Below are 16,080 nucleotides of genomic sequence, written 5' to 3' on the forward strand. Positions count from 1 at the left end.
ACCGACCGGGCCCGGCACTCCGCCGGGCCGGTCGTCTACCCGGGTACCTGACACGGCCCGAGAGAAGGAAGGCACGACATGCCCAAGCCCAAGAAGGGCCCCCGCCTCGGCGGCAGCCCCGCCCACCAGCGCCTGATGCTCTCGAACCTGGCCACGGCCCTGTTCGAGCACGGCCGGATCACCACCACCGAGACCCGTGCGCGCCTGCTGCGCCCGGTCGCGGAGAAGCTGATCACCAAGGCCAAGCGGGGCGACCTGCACAACCGTCGCGAGGTCCTCAAGACCGTCCGCGACAAGTCGGTCGTGCACACCCTGTTCACCGAGATCGCCCCGGTCATGGCCGAGCGTCCCGGCGGCTACACCCGCATCACCAAGATCGGCCCCCGCAAGGGCGACAACGCCCCCATGGCGGTCATCGAGCTGGTCACCGAGGCCTACAGCCCGAAGGCCCCCTCGACCAAGAAGACCCAGGCCGCTGCGACTCCCGCGCCCGCCGAGGCCGCTCCGGCCGAGGTCGAGGCCGAGGACGTCGACGGACAGACCGAGGTCGTCGAGACCGAGGCTGCCGACACGGACACCGCCGAGGCCCAGGCCCAGGGCGACGCCGCCGAGGTCACCGAGGAGCCGGCCGCCGAGGCCGACGCCGAGGAGTCCACCGAGGACGACGCCAAGGCCTGACCCAGGTCCGAGTGCGACTCGCGAGGCCCGTCACCCCTGTGGGGTGGCGGGCCTCGCTGCGTGTCCGCCTGCGTCAGCGGTGAGGAGAGCAGGTTCTGAGCGGCCAGACCTTGTCCTGCTCACCGCTCGGTGGCTGAGAGGGCCGCGAGGACGGAGGCCGGGTCGAGGCTGCGAGGTGCACCACCGGTCCGGGCGAGGTGCCGCGTGGCTGCGACGACCGCCTCGTTGACGGGGGTGGGGACGCCGTGGAGCCGGCCGAGCAGCACGACCTCGCCGGCGAGGTAGTCGATCTCGGAGTCGCCGGTGCCACGGGCCAGGCTCTGCCACGTCGAGCCGCCACCACGCTCGAGCCCCGGACGGCGCTGCAGGACGTCTCCCCGCCGCGCGCGGTCCTCCTCGGCGGTGACGTAGGCCAGCCCCGCCGCGGTGAGGGCCCGCTCGCCCTCCGCGACGGCGAGGTCGGCGAGCCGGTCGGCGTCGGCCCCGGGCACGAAGGAGGCGTCGACCCCGTTGCCCAGGTTCATCAGGAGCTTGCGGCGCTTCCACGCCAGGATGTCGTCGCGCTCCTGCGACGCGATGCCGGCCGCGCGGAGGTCGGCGGCCACGGCGGCCGTGGTCGCGTCGGTGCCGCCGGGGATGCGGCCGACGTCGAGGATCGCCGGCGTCGGGTGGCACCCGGCGACGACGACGCCGGGCTCGAGGTGCGACGCGGGCAGCATCACGCAGACGGAGTACGTGCGGGCGAAGAGGCGCAGCGCCGCGGTCTCGGTGGCGACGCCGTTGGTGGCGCAGACGACGGCGACCTCGGCCGGGGCGTGGCGACGGAGGTCGTCGAGGGCGCCGGCGGCCTGGTGGGACTTCACCGCGAGCACCACGACAGTGTCGTCGGTCCACGCGACGTCGGCAGCGGTGTCGGTGGCCGGCGCGTCGATCCGGTGCCGCCCGGTGCCGCTGTCGAGCAGCAGCCCGTGCGCACGGATCGCCTCGAGGTGGGCCCCGCGGGCGACCAGCGTGACCGGCAGCCCCGCCAGGTGGAGGTGGCCGCCGATGACTCCGCCGACGGCGCCCGCGCCGTACACCACGTATCGCATGCCTCGACCCTACGAGCGCACGCGGAACCTCAGGTGCAGCACCCGGTCGCCCTGGATGACGACGTGGGGGTCCTCGAGCAGGTGCCGGCCGGTGTCGTGGCCGAAGAAGCGCCGGCCGTCGCCGAGCACGACGGGCGCGAGGTCGGTGGCCACCTCGTCCACGAGGCCGAGCGCGAGGCACTGGCCGCCGACGTCGCCCGCCGCGACGGACACGGTGCGTTCACCGGCGAGCGTGCGTGCCGTGGCGACGGCCTCCGCGACGTCGTCGACGAATGTGTAGGACGCCTCCGGGTGCCATCCGTCGGGCCTGGGGCGGTGCGACACCACGACCACGTGCTCCCCGGCCGGAGGGCGACCCTGCCAGCCGTCGGTGAGGTCGAACAGGCGCCGGCCGATGACCATGCAGCCGACGCCGTCCCACGCGTCGCGGACGTAGGCGTGGGAGGCGGCCGAGACGCGCAGGCCCCCGGGCGCCGGGTCGTCCATGTCCTGCGGTGCCAGGGGTAGGTCGCCGTTGAAGTACCAGTCGAACAGCGGCCCCGGGTCGTCGTCGGGGCCGGCCACGAAGCCGTCGAGCGAGACCACGGCGTGCAGCACCACGGTGCTCATCGCGCAGCGCCCCCGGACGACCATCCCGGGTCGCGACCGACGAAGCCCATCAACCGGTCGACGGCTGAGGCGCTCTCGGGGACGGGCACGGCGGGGCCGTACTGGCCCGAGTCGCGCAGCATCGCCTCGATGGGCCGCATGCCCTCGAGCATCTGCGCGGCGACGTCCTCGTCGAGCCGCGGCTCCTGGCCGGTGGCCCTGGCGAGGTCCCAGGAGTGCATGAAGACGTCGGCGGTGTAGAACTGGTCGACGGCGCCGTCGAGCCGGTGCGTGCCGACGTAGGGGTGCGTGAACGGCTCGTCGCCGCGCTCGTCGAGCAGCGCCTGCACCGCGTCGGCCTGGTGCCGCCACGCGCCGAGCGGGTCGTCCTCGACCGCGGGCCCGGGCGCCAGCTCGACCCCTCCGGCGGCGAGGAACCCCGGGAACCACCCGACGAGGTGGCCGACGACGTCGCGGGCTGTCCACCCGTCGACGGGCGCGGGTGCACCCCAGTCGGTCGTCGCGGCGGCGAGCCGGGTGAGCTCGCCGGCCACGATCGCGTGCCGGGCGGCCGGGGCGGGAGGGAGCGCCATCAGACCCGGCCCTCGGCGATCATCCGGTCGAGCGCGGCGTAGCCGTCGTTGACGCCGACCTCCATGCCGCTGCGCAGCCAGGCGTCGCGGTCCTCGAAGGAGTCGCAGAGGCTCACGGCGTGGAGCCGGCTGCGGCCGTCGCCGAGGTCCTCGAAGGTCACCGTCTCCAGGGCCACGCCGTCGGGCATCCCCTCCCAGGTGAAGGTCTGCACGATGCGGTCCTCGCGCACGGTGTGGAAGCAGCCGCGGAAGGAGGTCTCGAAGCCCTCCCGGTCGTGCTTGCCGCGCGCGGTGTAGCGCCAGGAGCCCCCGTCGCGGGCATCCCACTCGCTGATGTCGGCCGAGACGCCGTCGGGCCCGACCCAGGCGGCGAACAGGTCGCGGTCGGTGTGGGCGCGGAAGAGCTGCGCGGGCGTGGCGGCGAAGTCACGCCAGATGTGGATCGCGGGGACCGTGGGGTCCGCCTCGATGGCGGCCTCGGAGTACCGGGACTGCTGGGTGGTGCCGGTCATGGTGCGGTTCCTTCCTGGCTGGTCTGGCTGGTCTGGCTGGTCTGGCTGGTCTCGTCGTCCGGCAGGCTCGCGAGCACGGCGTCGAGGCGGGAGTAGCGCGCCTCGGCCTGCCGGCGGTAGCGCTCGATCCACTTCGTCATGAGGTCGAACACCTCTGCTTCCAGGTGCACCGGTCGTCGCTGGGCCTCCCTGCTGCGCGTCACCAGGCCGGCGTCCTCCAGCACCTTCAGGTGCTTGGAGACGGCCTGGAGGCTGACGTCGTACGGCGCGGCCAGCTCGCCGACGGTGTGGTCGGCCTCGGTGAGGCGGGCCACCATGTCGCGGCGGGTCGGGTCGGCGAGCGCGGCGAAGACGCGGGAGAGCGGGTCGGACACGTCGTACCTTCCTCAACCGTTGGGTTGACAATGACGGTAGAGCTGTCGTCAGCCCTTGTCAACCATCTGGTTGAGCTAGCGACGCGGCACGCGCACGGTCCTCGAGGCGGCCTTCAGGCACTCGGCCTGGCCCGAGGCGTAGGAGGGGGAGACGGTGACGTAGTAGCGCGCGCCCCGCGCGACCCGGAAGCGCCGTCGTCCGGACGCCGCGGCGTTCTCCGAGTCCACCCGCAGGTCCGCGCCGGCGCGGACCCGCCACAGCTTGATGCGGGCCCGGGCGGCACAGGCGTCCACCGGCGAGGTGATCCGGGCCTCGAGCCGGCCCGCGCCCTCGCGCCAGCGCAGCCTGGCGCGCCGCTCGGCCGACGGACAGCCCGTCGGGTTGGTCGAGGCCGCCGCGGGACACCCGTCGAGGGCGTCGTCGAGGCCGTCGCCGTCGGAGTCGGTGCGGCACGCGGCGTCCGCGCTGCAACCCGCGCGGGCACTCGGGGTCGCGGCCGTCGCCACCGGGACGGGCAGCAGCGTCGCGGCGAGCGCCACGAGGAGGAGGAGGAGGAGCCGACCGCGGGTCGTCGCATCGCTCACCTGCTCAGCCTAGGCAGTCGCGGCCGGCGCCGACACCCCTCGGGGCGCGGGGTCCGCGTCCGCCTAGGATCGTGCCGTGCGCCTGCGGATCGACTGTGCCTACGACGGCACGGACTTCTCCGGGTGGGCTGCGCAGCCCGCGCGCCGCACGGTGCAGGGCACCCTCGAGACGGCGCTCGCGACCGCACTGCGCCTGCCCGAGGTCCGCGTCACCGTCGCAGGACGCACCGACGCCGGGGTGCACGCGCGAGGCCAGGTCGCGCACCTCGACGTCGACCCCGGCGTGGTCGCGGCGTCCGCGGGCCGGTCCACGGACCCGCCGCTGGACGCCCTCGCCCGCCGCGTCGACGGGATCCTCCCGCCCGACCTGCGGGTGCGCCGGGTCAGCGAGGCGCCGACGGGCTTCGACGCGCGCTTCTCCGCGGTCTGGCGTCGCTACGCCTACCGGATCGCGGACACGCGCGACGTCGTGGACCCGTTGGTCCGCGGCCACGTGCTGACCTGGGGCAGACCGCTCGACCTCGACGCGATGAACCGGGCCTCGGCCCCTCTCGTCGGCCTCCAGGACTTCGCGGCCTTCTGCAAGCAGCGCGAGGGCGCCACCACGGTGCGCACCCTCCTCGACCTCGGCTGGAGGCGGGACCCCTCGGGCGTCGCGGTCGGCGACGTGCGCGCCGACGCCTTCTGCCACAACATGGTGCGGGCGCTGGTCGGCAGCCTGATCGCCGTGGGGGAGGGGCGCAAGCCGGTCGACTGGCCGGCGGAGGTGATGGCCGGGCGACGGCGCGACGCCGGCGTACGGGTGGTGCACGCGCACGGCCTCACGCTGGAGGAGGTCGGCTACCCCGACGACCAGGAGCTCGCCGTGCAGGCGGAGCGGGCACGAGCACGACGAGAGGCGATCGATGGCTGAGCACGACCCGGAGCAGGGTGAGCAGCAGGAGCACTACTTCTCCGCGGACCCCGCCGTCCCGTTCGAGCGGGAGTCGTTCACGGCGGCGCCGTGGGGCCACGAGATGACCTTCGAGACCGGCTCGGGCGTCTTCAGCCGCGGCCACCTCGACCACGCCACCGCCGTGCTGTTCCGCGAGCTCCCGCCGCCGGTGCAGGGGCAGTTCCTCGACCTCGGCTGCGGCTACGGCGTGATCGGCCTGGCGATCGCACGTGCCGTGCCGCTGGCCAACGTCACCGCCGTCGACGTCAACGAGCGGGCGCTGCTGCTGGCCAACGACAACGCCCGCGCCGCCGGCCTGTCCTCGCGGTTCGTGGCGTGCCTGCCCGAGCAGGTGCCGCACGGCCAGGTCTTCGACGAGATCTGGTCGAACCCACCCATCCGCATCGGCAAGCAGGCGCTCCACGAGCTGCTCCTGCGCTGGCTGCCGACCCTGGCTCCGGGCGGGCGCATGGTGATGGTCGTCGGCAAGAACCTCGGGGGCGACTCCCTGCAGCGGTGGCTGACCGACCAGGGCTGGCCCACCGAGCGGCTCGCCAGCAGCAAGGGCTTCCGGGTCCTGGAGACGCGCCGCGGCTGAGCCTCAGCGCAGCCGGACCGGCAGCCGCTCCACCCCGTGGACGATGGCCAGCTCGGTGAAGCGGAGGTCGGCCGGGTCGCAGGCCAGCGCCAGGTCCGGGAACCGCCGCGCCAGCGCGACCAGCGCCGTGCGCAGCTCCATCCGCGCCAGCTCGGCGCCCACGCACCGGTGCAGGCCGTGGCCGAACGCGAGGGTGGCCACCGGCTCGCGCGCCGGGTCGAAGTCCTCCGGCGCCGGGTGGCGTGCGGGGTCGCGGCCGGCGCCGGTGAGGGAGACCAGCACGATGTCGCCGGCCCGCACGACCTGGTCGCCGACCACCACCTCGTGGCGGGCCACGCGCGGGAACGCCATCTGCACCGGGCACACGAAGCGGAGCAGCTCGTCGACCACGCGCTCGACCGCGGCGGGCTCGCCGGCGCGCAGTGTCGCCCAGGCCTCGGGGTGCTGGAGCAGCACCCAGGTGCCGAGCGACAGCATGCTGGCGCTGGTCTCGTAGCCGCCGAGGAACACGCCGTCGGCCAGCCCGCCCAGCTCGACGTCGTCGAGCCGGTCGCCGTGGTCGGCGACCATCCGCGCCACCAGGCCGTCGGGCAGGTGAGGGTTGCGGCGCTCCTCGGCGACGAGGTCGATGAGGAACTGCCGGGTGCCGGCGGCGGTGTCGAAGATCCCCGCGCCCGCGTCGCGCAGGTCGAAGCGGGCCGCGCCCTGGCGGCGGAACGCCTCGCGGTCGATTTCCGGCATGCCGAGGAGGTCGCAGATCACCCCGAACGGCACCTGGAAGCCGAAGCGGGCGACGAGGTCGACCTCCGGCCCGTGGGCCTCCATGTCGTCGAGCGCGGCCTCGACGACCCGGTCGATGTCGGCCTGCAGCTCGGCGAGCCGGCGGCGGGTGAAGTACGGCGTCAGCACGCCGCGGAGCCGCCCGTGGTCGGGCTGGTCGGTCATGCCCAGCCCGCCGATCCGCTCGGCGGGTGCGCGGTCCTGGCGGCCGATCAGGTCGCGGACGTCGTTGGCGAACGACGTGGAGTCGGCCAGCACGGTGCGCGCGACGTCGTACCCGGTGACGAGCCAGACGCGGGTGCCGAGCAGGCTCGCGAAGCGCACCACCTCGCCCCGTTCGCGCGTGGCGGCCAGGCGGGCGACGGGCGCGACGCCGTGGCGCTCGAGGGGGAACCGGATGCGCGCCGGCACCCTCCTGACGTACGGCACGCGCCGCGCGCCGGAGAGAGCCAGGCGCAGGGCGGTGCTGCGCAGGGCTGTTCCGCGTAGGGCTGTGCCGCGCAGGGAGGACGGCAACGAGGTGGCCATGCGTCCAGTCAAACGGAACGGGAGCGCCCTCTCAATCAGGATCGACCCCGAGTCGTCCCCGAGCCTCGTGGGGGAACGGGGTTCGAGGGCTCGGGCAGGATGGGGCGCATGGCCTACGACGCAGCGCCCGACAGGTACGACGACGCGACCGGGATGCACTACCGGCCGACGGGCCGGAGCGGGCTGCGGCTGCCCGCGCTGTCCCTGGGCCTGTGGCAGAACTTCGGCACCGACCGAACCGAGGAGACCCAGCGCGCCATCCTGCGCCGCGCCTTCGACCGGGGCGTGACGCACTTCGACCTGGCGAACAACTACGGCCCGCCCTACGGCCGTGCCGAGGAGAACTTCGGGCGCTACCTCGCCGACGACTTCGCGCCCTACCGCGACGAGCTGGTGGTCTCGACCAAGGCGGGCTACGACATGTGGCCCGGCCCCTACGGCCAGGGCGGCGGCTCGCGCAAGTACGTCCTGGCCTCCCTCGACCAGTCGCTGCGCCGGATGGGCCTGGACTACGTCGACATCTTCTACAGCCACCGCTTCGACCCCGAGACGCCCCTCGAGGAGACGATGACGGCGCTCGACACCGCCGTGCGCTCGGGTCGCGCCCTCTACGTCGGCATCTCGTCGTACTCGGCGACGCAGACCCGCGAGGCCGCCGCCATCGCCCACGACCTCGGCACGCCGCTGCTCATCCACCAGCCGTCCTACTCGATGCTCAACCGGTGGATCGAGGGGCCGGGCGACGACGGCCCGAGCCTGCTCGACGAGCTCGAGGAGCAGGGGATGGGCTGCATCGTCTTCACCGCGCTCGCCCAGGGCGTGCTCACCGACCGCTACCTCGACGGCGTGCCGGCCGACTCGCGTGCCGCGCGCGAGGGATCCACCGTCGCCGGGCTCGACGAGACCGTCCTCGACCGGGTGCGGGCGCTCGACGGCATCGCCCAGCAACGCGGGCAGCGGCTCGCGCAGCTCGCCCTGCAGTGGGTGCTGCGCGACCCCCGCGTCACCAGCGCGGTCATCGGCGCCTCAAGCGTCGAGCAGCTCGACACCAACCTCGACGCGCTGTCCGGCCCGCCGTTGGGCGACGACGAGCTCGCGGAGATCGACCGGTACGCCGTCGAGTCGGGCGTGAACCTGTGGGCGGAGCAGTGACGCGGGTCCTGGTCGTCGGGGCCGACGCCGCCGGGATGTCGGCGGCGCACCAGGCACTGCGCACCGCGCGGAAGAACGGCCGCGAGCTGTCGGTCACCGTGCTCGAGCGCGGTCACCACACGTCGTACTCCGCGTGCGGCATCCCGTACTGGATGGCCGGCGACGTCGACGACCCGGGCGACCTGGTCGCCCGCAGCGCCCACGAGCACCTCGCCAGCGGCCTCGACCTGCGGATGGGCACCGAGGTGGTCGCCGTCGACACCGCGGCGCGCACCGCGACCGTCGCGAACGGCGAGGTGTTCGCCTACGACGAGCTGGTCGTCGCCACCGGCGCCCCGGCCGTCCTGCCCGACTGGGCACTGCGGCCCGACGGGACGGCGTACGCCGGGGTCGGCACCGTCAAGACGCTGGACGACGGCGGCGCGTGGCTCGAGCGGTTCGAGGAGGCCGGTCCGGGGGCGCACGTCGTCGTGGTCGGGGCCGGCTACGTCGGCGTCGAGGTGGCGGAGGCCGCGCTGCGACGGGGTCTCGGGGTGACGGTCCTGACCCGCACCCGCGGCATGGGGATGCTCGAGGACGAGATGTCCGACCTCGTCAACCAGGCGCTGGTCGACGCCGGCGTCGAGCTGGTGCTCGGCGCGGAGGTGACCGGCCTCGAGCTCGACGGCGACCGCGTCACGGGCGTGCGCTGGGACGGGGGCACCCGCGACGCCGACCTCGTCGTGGTCTCGGTCGGCGTGCGGCCCGCCACCGACTTCCTGCGCGGCACCGACGTGCCGCTCACCGAGGGCGGTGCGCTGCGGCCCGACCCCCACGGCCGCGTGGCCGACGGCGTGTGGGCGGCCGGTGACTGCTGCGAGGTGCGCCGACGCATCGACGACGCCTGGGTGTTCCGGCCGCTCGGCACGCACGCCAACAAGCACGGTCGCGCGCTCGGGGACTCGCTCGCCGGCGGGTCGCTGTCGTTCGAGGGGATGACCGACACCTCGATCACCCGCTTCGCCGCAGGCGGCCAGTACGTCGAGATCGCGCGCACCGGCCTGTCCCGCAAGGACGCCGAGGCGGCAGGGCTCGACCCGGTCGTGCTGGTCACCGAGGGGTCCACTGCGAGCGGCTACATGCCGGAGGCCGACCCGGTCGCGATCTGGGTGATGGCCGACCGCGCCACCCGGCGCCTGCTCGGCGTCCAGCTGGTGGGTGGCCGGGGGGCGGGCAAGCGCGTGGACGCCGCCGCCGCGGTGCTGTGGCACGGCGGCACCGTCGACGACCTCGCGTGGATGGACCTGGCCTACGCTCCGCCGTTCGCGACCGCGTGGGACGTGCTGCAGGTGGCTGCCCGGCGGGTGGCCGAGCGGATCTGAAATCCGGTTGCCGGGGCGACGACACTGGCGTCATGGAGCTCGAGATCGTCACCCTCGCCGAGCGGCCGCAGCCGTGGGACGTGTTCTGGTCGATGCCCACCTCGTGGCCGGAGTTCATGATGCACGACCCGATCGGCAACGCGTACTACTCCTGCATCGAGGAGTACTTCCTCGAGCACGTGCTGGTCGCGCTCGACGGCGAGGGCCGGATCGTCGCCAAGGCCCACAGCGCGCCCTTCCAGCTGCCCGACGGCGACCTTCCCGACGCCGGCTGGGACTTCGCGCTCCGCAGCGCGGTGCTGACGCCGGCGTGGGGTGCGACGGCCAACGCGATCACGGCCGTCGAGATCGCGGTCGTGCCCGAGCTGCAGGGCACCGGGTTGTCCGGTCGCATGGTCGCCGCGCTGCGCGACAACGCCGCGCGCCTGGGCTTCGCCGAGCTCCTCGCCCCGGTGCGGCCCAACGGCAAGGGCGACGTCCACGAGCCGATGTCGTCGTACGCCTTCCGGACCCGCGACGACGGCCTGCCGGTCGACCCGTGGCTCCGGGTGCACGTGCGTGCCGGCGGCCGCATCGACCGGGTCGCGCCGCGCTCCATGGTCATCCCGGGCACCGTCGAGGAGTGGCGCGCGTGGACGGGTCTGCCCTTCGACACCACCGGCCCGGTCGTCGTGCCGGGAGCGCTGGCGCCGGTGATGTGCGACGCCGAGCACGGCACCGCCGTCTACGTCGAGCCCAACGTCTGGGTGCGGCACCCGACCGGGGCGTGAGCCTCAGGCGCCGTCGACCGCCTTGCGCACCTCGTTGACGCACAGGGCGACGAACGCGAGGGCAATGATCACCATCAGCACGTTGGAGTGCAGCTTGTTGCGCCACTCCGCCGGCGTGCGGTCGGTGTTGAGCAGCCACAGCAGGGTGACCGCGAGGAACGGCATGAAGAACGCGCCGAGCACGCCGTACGCCAGGATCAGCCACACCGGCTTGCCCAGGAACATCATCACCATCGGCGGGAACGTCAGCCACAGGACGTAGCCGCGGTACCACCTCCCGCCGGCGCGGGCGTCCTCGGCCGGGCCGTTGCTGATGTTGGTCGCGAAGTCGGCGAACATCAGGCTGACGCCGTTCCACACGCCGACCAGCGACGACATCGCGGCCGCCCAGAAGCCCACCAGGAAGAGCTTGCCGGCCCACTGCCCGTAGCGGTCCTGCAGCACGACGCCGAGGTCCAGCAGTCCGGCGTCGCCGGACTCGATCGCGACGCTGGTGGAGTAGAGCAGCTCGGCGCCGACGACGAGGGTGGCGAGCACGAAGATGCCGGTGACGACGTAGGCGACGGTGTTGTCGATGCGCATGACCCGCATGTACGCCGGGGTGTCCCAGCCCTTCTCGCGCAGCCAGTAGCCGTAGGCGGCGAGCGTGATCGTGCCGCCGACGCCGCCCGCGAGGGCGAGGGTGTTGACCAGGCCGCCGTCGGGGATGCGCGGCGCGAGGCCGGTCAGCAGCTCGCCGAGGTTCGGCAGCGTCAGCAGCGCCGCGCCCACCATGGTGACGAACATGATCCCGACGAGCGCGGCGAGCACCTTCTCGAACACGGCGTAGCGCCCGGTCCACACCAGCACGAGGCCGATGAGGCCCGACAGGATGCCCCACCAGGTGGTCGAGAGCCCGCCCAGCAGGCCCTGCAGCGCGAGGCCGGTGCCGGCCATCGCGGCCGCACCGTAGACGAAGCCCCAGATCACGATGTAGGGCGCGAAGTACCAGGTCGTCCACGCACCGAGCGAGCGCCAGCCCTCGAAGATGGTGCGCCCGGTCGCGAGCGAGTACCGGCCGGCGCCCTCGACGAGCACGATCTTCATGACGCAGCCCACGACCACGCACCACAGCAGCGTGTAGCCGAACTTCTGGCCCGCGATCAGCGTCGCGACGAGGTCGGCCGCGCCCACGCCGGTGGCGGCCACGACCAGGCCGGGCCCGATCACCTTCCACCGGGGGACGGTCGTGGGCTGGTCTCCGGTGGTGGTCGCCATGCACTGCACCCTAACCGCGGTCCAGACCACCGGGCGCGGGTCGATCGTCGCAAACTCGCGCGACGGCAGGGCCCGCGGCAGGGGAGAATCCTCCGTCGTGGGACACGTGGACGTTGCCAATGTGAGGTACGAGCTGCCCGACGGGCGGGTGCTGCTCGACGACGTGAGCTTCCGCGTCGGCGACGGGCAGAAGGTGGCGCTCGTCGGAGCCAACGGCGCCGGCAAGACCACCCTGCTCCGCATCGTCACCGGCGACCTGACGCCGCACGCGGGCGTGGTCACGCGCTCCGGCGGGCTCGGGGTGATGCGCCAGTTCGTCGGCCACGGCGGGGGTGAGGAGACCGTCCACGACCTGCTGCTGTCGGTGGCGCCCGAGCGGGTGCGCCGCGCCGCCGAGCGTGTCGACGCCTGCGAGCTCGCGCTCATGGACACCGACGACGAGAAGACGCAGATGGCCTACGCCGAGGCACTCGGGGAGTACGCCGACGCGGGCGGGTACGACGTCGAGGTCACGTGGGACGTGTGCACCACCGCCGCCATGGGCATGCCGTTCGACCGTGCCCGCCACCGCCTGCTCAGCACGCTGTCCGGCGGCGAGCAGAAGCGCCTGGTGCTGGAGTACCTGCTGCGCGGGCCCGACCAGGTGCTGCTGCTCGACGAGCCGGACAACTACCTCGACGTGCCCGGCAAGATCTGGCTCGAGGAGCGGATCCGCGAGTCGGCCAAGACGATCCTGTTCATCAGCCACGACCGCGAGCTGCTCGACAACACCGCCACCCGCATCGTCACCGTCGAGCTCGGCAGCGCGGGCAACCTGGTCTGGACGCACCCGGGCGGCTTCGCCAGCTACCACGCGGCGCGCAGCGACCGCTTCGAGCGCTTCGAGGAGATGCGCCGGCGCTGGGACGAGGAGCACGCGAAGATCAAGGCGCTGGTGCTGCGGCTCAAGATCAAGTCGGAGTACAACGACGGCATGTCGTCGCAGTACCGGGCGGCACAGACCCGCCTGAAGAAGTTCGAGGAGGCCGGTCCGCCGGTCGAGCAGCCGCGCGAGCAGCAGGTGACGATGCGGCTGCGCGGCGGGCGTACGGGCAAGCGCGCCGTGGTGTGCACCGACCTCGAGCTGACGGGCCTGATGAAGCCGTTCGACCTCGAGGTGTGGTACGGCGAGCGGGTGGCGGTGCTCGGCTCGAACGGCTCCGGCAAGTCGCACTTCCTGCGGCTGCTGGCGGCCGGCGGCAGCGACCCCGACGTCGAGCACCGGCCGGTCGGCGACCCGCCCGCGCCGGTGCCGCACACCGGGTCGGCCAGGCTGGGCGCGCGCGTGCGGCCGGGCTGGTTCGTCCAGACCCACGAGCACCCCGAGCTGGTCGGGCGCACCCTGCTGGAGATCCTGCACCGCGGCGACGGCACGCCCGACGGCCGCGCCGGGATGGGTCGCGAGGCCGCCAGCCGGGTGCTCGACCGCTACGAGCTCGCCCACGCGGGGGAGCAGCGGTTCGAGTCGCTCAGCGGTGGCCAGCAGGCGCGGTTCCAGATCCTGCTGCTCGAGCTCTCCGGGGCGACGCTGCTGCTCCTCGACGAGCCGACCGACAACCTCGACGTGCAGTCGGCCGAGGCGCTCGAGGCGGGTCTCGAGGCGTTCGAGGGCACCGTGCTCGCGGTGACCCACGACCGCTGGTTCGCCCGCGGCTTCGACCGGTTCCTGGTCTACGGCTCCGACGGCGAGGTCTACGAGTCCGACGGGCCCGTGTGGGACGAGGGACGGGTGGCCCGGGCGCGATGAGCCTCGAGATCCACGCGCTCGACGTCCACGACGAGGCGACCTTCGCCGCCTGGCACGACGTCTACCTCCGGGCCGAGCGGCACGACCTCGGCGTGGCCGCGACGCCGTGGCAGCGCGAGGAGGTGCGGGCGATGATGCACGACACCGCGTCCCACGCCACCCACCTCGGCTGGGTCGGCCGTGACGGCGGGGAGGTGGCCGCGGCGGGGTGGGCGCGGCTGCCGCTCCTCGACAACCGGGAGCTGGCGGAGGTCCAGGTCCACGTCGCGCCGGAGCACCGCCGCCGCGGGCACGGCACGGCGCTGCTGCGGGCGGTCGAGGCCGACCTCCTCGCTCGCGGCCGCCGGATCGTGACCGTCCTCGCCGGCTGGCCCCACGACCTCGGGCCCACCGGCGAGGGCGCGCCCGGCCCGTCGTTCGCGCGGGCCCGCGGGTACGACCTCGCCCTGGGCGAGGTCCAGCGCGAGCTCAGGCTGCCCGTCGCCGACGAGGTGCTGGACCGGCTCGCTGCGGAGGCCGCGTCCGCCCACGCGGCGTACACCCTGCGCTCGTGGGCGGGCCCGGTGCCCGACGACCTGGTCGAGGGGTGGGCGCGGCTGACCGCGACGCTGGTGACCGAGGCGCCGATGGGGGAGCTCGAGCTCGAGCAGGAGTCGGCGAGCGTGGAGGCGGTGCGCGAGCGCGAGGCCGTGCTCGTCCGGCAGGGCCGCACCAAGCTCAACACCGTCGCGCTGGACGTCTCGGGCGAGGTGGTCGCCTACACCGACCTGGCCACCACCGTGCACGAGCCCGACCGGGCCTACCAGTGGGGCACGCTCGTGCACCCAGGCCACCGCGGCCACCGGCTCGGGGTGGCGGTGAAGGTGGCGAACCTCCGGCTGCTGCAGCGCGAGCGGCCCGACGTCGTGCGGATGACGACCTACAACGCGGAGGTCAACGCGCACATGATCGCGGTCAACGAGGCGCTGGGCTTCCGGCCCGTCGCGCGCCTCGGCGACTTCCAGAAGCGGCTCGACCGCTGACACCTGCGCGCGGCAGGATGCGGGGGTGAGCCCGATGCGCCCGGCCGCCGCCACCGTCCTGGCCCTCGCGCTCGGTCTGGGCGTCCCCGGTGCCTCGGCCGGTGCGGACCGTCGGGCGGACACCACGCCGCCGGTCGTGGACGCCGTGACGTGGTCGCCGATGACGCCCTACGTCTACGGGACGGCGGTGCTCACGGCGACCGCGCACGACGACTCCGGGGTCGTGGAGCTCTCCTGGGTCTTCGGTGACGGCGGGGTCGCGACCGGCGCCACGGTCTCGCACACGTTCACGCAGGCCGGCAGCGTCCAGGTGACGGTCACCGCGGCCGACGCAGCAGGCAACACGGCCTCGACCACCACCTACGTGCCGGTCTCGGCGTTCCAGCCCGAGCCGCCCGGCACCTACGACCCTCCCGTCCTGCGTCGCGTCCGGCTGCGACCCTCGACCCTCTCGTCGCGAGGCGGCACCGCAGGCGTCGCGAGACGGGTCCGGCTGTCGTTCCGGGTGGCCCGGCTGCGGGACGAGACGGACGTCGTGGTCACCGTCCGCGGCCGGGGCGGGCTGCCCACCGCACGCCGTGCCCTGCGCGACGTGCGCGAGGGACGGCACGTCGTACGGCTCGGCGCGCGGATCGGCGGCGTGCTCCTGGCTCCCGGCCGCTACCAGGTCGTGGTGCGCGCCGAGAACCGCTACGGCTCGGACCGGTCGCTCACGAGGCTCCGCGTCGTCCGGTGACGTCCGCCGACCCCGGCTGGTGACGCGCTCGGGCCCTCGGCTCGGGCGGGGCGCCGTGTCTCCTGCTGGTCGAGGAGTTCGTGCCGCGACCATCACCGCATCCCGCGTGAATGGCCAGGGGGTGGCTGGACGTGCCGGTGGCCCCGTCACCGGGTGGGTGGCGGGGTGTGGGGCGGGGTCATGGTCGGCGGGGCTTGGGGATCTCTGGCGCTGAGGTCTGGACCGGCGGTTCGAGTGCGGTGGTGCCGTCGTGGTCGCGGAGGTAGTGGTGACCGTGGGGTGAGGTCCACTCGAAGACGGCGGGGCGCAGGTGTTCGTATTGCCAGGCGGTGTGGGTCTTGAGCCGGTGGTGTGAGCGGCACAGCGGGGCGAGGTTCGAGGTCGCGGTCGGGCCGGGTTGTGGTCTGCCCTCGGCTGAGGCGTCGTGGTCGAAGGGCACGACGTGGTCGAGGTCGCAGGCCCGTGCGGGGCGGGCGCACCACGGGAAGACGCAGGTCCGATCCCGTTGGACGACCTGTTCGCGGATCCGGTCGGGGATCGCGTAGGTGTCGGTGGTGAGCTCGGCATTGAGGTCCAGGACGGGCCGGATCGTGACCTTGGTCCGCGACGACGTGCACCAGCCCTTGACCTGGTCGAGGAGCGCGAGGCGCTGGCCGTTCTCGAGTCGGGCGGTGGGCCCGAACACCGTGTCATCACCGTCGGCGTCGGCGTCGAGGTGGACGTGGAGGACGACCT

Annotated in this window: 18 protein-coding genes; 9 read left to right on the top strand and 9 right to left on the bottom strand. The window is 73.8% G+C overall.

All coding sequences use genetic code 11. The annotated features are described in order from the left end of the window. The first annotated feature begins 78 nt into the window (after positions 1-78). Positions 79-678, top strand: coding sequence for a 50S ribosomal protein L17 (gene rplQ, locus ACFFJG_RS14320; RefSeq protein WP_378519382.1), 600 nt, complete (start codon positions 79-81; stop codon positions 676-678). 119 nt (positions 679-797) lie between these two features. Here the strand turns inward: rplQ and ACFFJG_RS14325 are convergent, their stop codons facing one another. The 6 genes from ACFFJG_RS14325 to ACFFJG_RS14350 form a co-directional block, all read right to left on the bottom strand. Continuing rightward, positions 798-1,769 (bottom strand): ketopantoate reductase family protein, encoded by a 972-nt coding sequence (locus ACFFJG_RS14325; protein ID WP_378519383.1) that lies wholly within the window; start codon positions 1,767-1,769, stop codon positions 798-800. A 9-nt stretch (positions 1,770-1,778) separates the two neighbouring features. After that, positions 1,779-2,378: a dihydrofolate reductase family protein gene (locus ACFFJG_RS14330; RefSeq protein ID WP_378519384.1), complete on the bottom strand. Its 600-nt coding sequence runs from the start codon at positions 2,376-2,378 to the stop codon at positions 1,779-1,781. Beyond that, a complete protein-coding gene (locus tag ACFFJG_RS14335; protein ID WP_378519385.1) occupies positions 2,375-2,950 on the bottom strand; it encodes a TIGR03086 family metal-binding protein in 576 nt (191 codons plus the stop codon). Before ACFFJG_RS14335 ends, ACFFJG_RS14330 begins: the two co-directional genes overlap by 4 nt. After that, positions 2,950-3,462 (bottom strand): SRPBCC domain-containing protein, encoded by a 513-nt coding sequence (locus ACFFJG_RS14340; RefSeq protein ID WP_378519386.1) that lies wholly within the window; start codon positions 3,460-3,462, stop codon positions 2,950-2,952. Before ACFFJG_RS14340 ends, ACFFJG_RS14335 begins: the two co-directional genes overlap by 1 nt. Beyond that, on the bottom strand, positions 3,459-3,836 hold the full coding sequence (locus ACFFJG_RS14345; protein WP_378519387.1) for an ArsR/SmtB family transcription factor: 378 nt from the start codon (positions 3,834-3,836) through the stop codon (positions 3,459-3,461). Before ACFFJG_RS14345 ends, ACFFJG_RS14340 begins: the two co-directional genes overlap by 4 nt. Positions 3,837-3,911: 75 nt before the next feature. Further along, positions 3,912-4,421 (bottom strand): hypothetical protein, encoded by a 510-nt coding sequence (locus ACFFJG_RS14350; RefSeq protein ID WP_378519388.1) that lies wholly within the window; start codon positions 4,419-4,421, stop codon positions 3,912-3,914. A gap of 76 nt (positions 4,422-4,497) precedes the next feature. On the opposite strand from ACFFJG_RS14350, the gene truA reads away from it, so the two are divergent. After that, a complete protein-coding gene (truA, locus tag ACFFJG_RS14355; protein WP_378519389.1) occupies positions 4,498-5,334 on the top strand; it encodes a tRNA pseudouridine(38-40) synthase TruA in 837 nt (278 codons plus the stop codon). Next, positions 5,327-5,953, top strand: coding sequence for a class I SAM-dependent methyltransferase (locus tag ACFFJG_RS14360; protein ID WP_378519390.1), 627 nt, complete (start codon positions 5,327-5,329; stop codon positions 5,951-5,953). The genes truA and ACFFJG_RS14360 overlap by 8 nt, the downstream gene beginning before the upstream one ends. A gap of 3 nt (positions 5,954-5,956) precedes the next feature. Here the strand turns inward: ACFFJG_RS14360 and ACFFJG_RS14365 are convergent, their stop codons facing one another. Beyond that, positions 5,957-7,261 carry a cytochrome P450 gene (locus ACFFJG_RS14365; RefSeq protein ID WP_378519391.1) on the bottom strand — a complete coding sequence of 435 codons (1,305 nt, stop codon included), beginning with the start codon at positions 7,259-7,261 and terminating at the stop codon, positions 5,957-5,959. A 108-nt stretch (positions 7,262-7,369) separates the two neighbouring features. Between ACFFJG_RS14365 and mgrA the strand changes: the two genes are divergently transcribed. From mgrA to ACFFJG_RS14380, 3 genes are read left to right on the top strand one after another with little or no spacing between them, the layout of a single operon-like run. After that, on the top strand, positions 7,370-8,413 hold the full coding sequence (gene mgrA / locus ACFFJG_RS14370) for an L-glyceraldehyde 3-phosphate reductase (protein WP_378519392.1): 1,044 nt from the start codon (positions 7,370-7,372) through the stop codon (positions 8,411-8,413). Continuing rightward, positions 8,410-9,774 (top strand): FAD-dependent oxidoreductase, encoded by a 1,365-nt coding sequence (locus ACFFJG_RS14375; protein WP_378519393.1) that lies wholly within the window; start codon positions 8,410-8,412, stop codon positions 9,772-9,774. Before mgrA ends, ACFFJG_RS14375 begins: the two co-directional genes overlap by 4 nt. A gap of 32 nt (positions 9,775-9,806) precedes the next feature. Further along, the gene (locus ACFFJG_RS14380; protein ID WP_378519394.1) at positions 9,807-10,544 is read left to right on the top strand and encodes an N-acetyltransferase; all 738 of its coding nucleotides are present in this window, start codon (positions 9,807-9,809) and stop codon (positions 10,542-10,544) included. Positions 10,545-10,547: 3 nt separating this feature from the next. On the opposite strand, the gene ACFFJG_RS14385 is transcribed toward ACFFJG_RS14380, so the two are convergent. Then, entirely contained in the window at positions 10,548-11,801 is a 1,254-nt protein-coding gene (locus ACFFJG_RS14385) for an Nramp family divalent metal transporter (RefSeq protein WP_378519395.1), read from the bottom strand. Positions 11,802-11,898: 97 nt separating this feature from the next. Between ACFFJG_RS14385 and ACFFJG_RS14390 the strand changes: the two genes are divergently transcribed. Genes ACFFJG_RS14390 through ACFFJG_RS14400 form a run of 3 tightly spaced genes read left to right on the top strand, consistent with a single transcriptional unit; the run spans position 11,899 to position 15,345 of the window. Continuing rightward, positions 11,899-13,587, top strand: a complete 1,689-nt coding sequence (locus ACFFJG_RS14390) for an ABC-F family ATP-binding cassette domain-containing protein (RefSeq protein ID WP_378519396.1) — start codon at positions 11,899-11,901, stop codon at positions 13,585-13,587. Further along, positions 13,584-14,609 (top strand): GNAT family N-acetyltransferase, encoded by a 1,026-nt coding sequence (locus ACFFJG_RS14395; RefSeq protein WP_378519397.1) that lies wholly within the window; start codon positions 13,584-13,586, stop codon positions 14,607-14,609. Before ACFFJG_RS14390 ends, ACFFJG_RS14395 begins: the two co-directional genes overlap by 4 nt. A 34-nt stretch (positions 14,610-14,643) precedes the next feature. Beyond that, positions 14,644-15,345 (top strand): PKD domain-containing protein, encoded by a 702-nt coding sequence (locus tag ACFFJG_RS14400; RefSeq protein ID WP_378519501.1) that lies wholly within the window; start codon positions 14,644-14,646, stop codon positions 15,343-15,345. Positions 15,346-15,523: 178 nt separating this feature from the next. On the opposite strand, the gene ACFFJG_RS14405 is transcribed toward ACFFJG_RS14400, so the two are convergent. Next, positions 15,524-16,080: HNH endonuclease signature motif containing protein (locus tag ACFFJG_RS14405; RefSeq protein ID WP_378519398.1), on the bottom strand; the 557-nt coding region annotated here is incomplete at its 5' end.

The organism is Nocardioides zeicaulis (assembly GCF_042432345.1).
In the GTDB taxonomy this organism is placed as follows: Bacteria; Actinomycetota; Actinomycetes; order Propionibacteriales; family Nocardioidaceae; genus Nocardioides; species Nocardioides zeicaulis.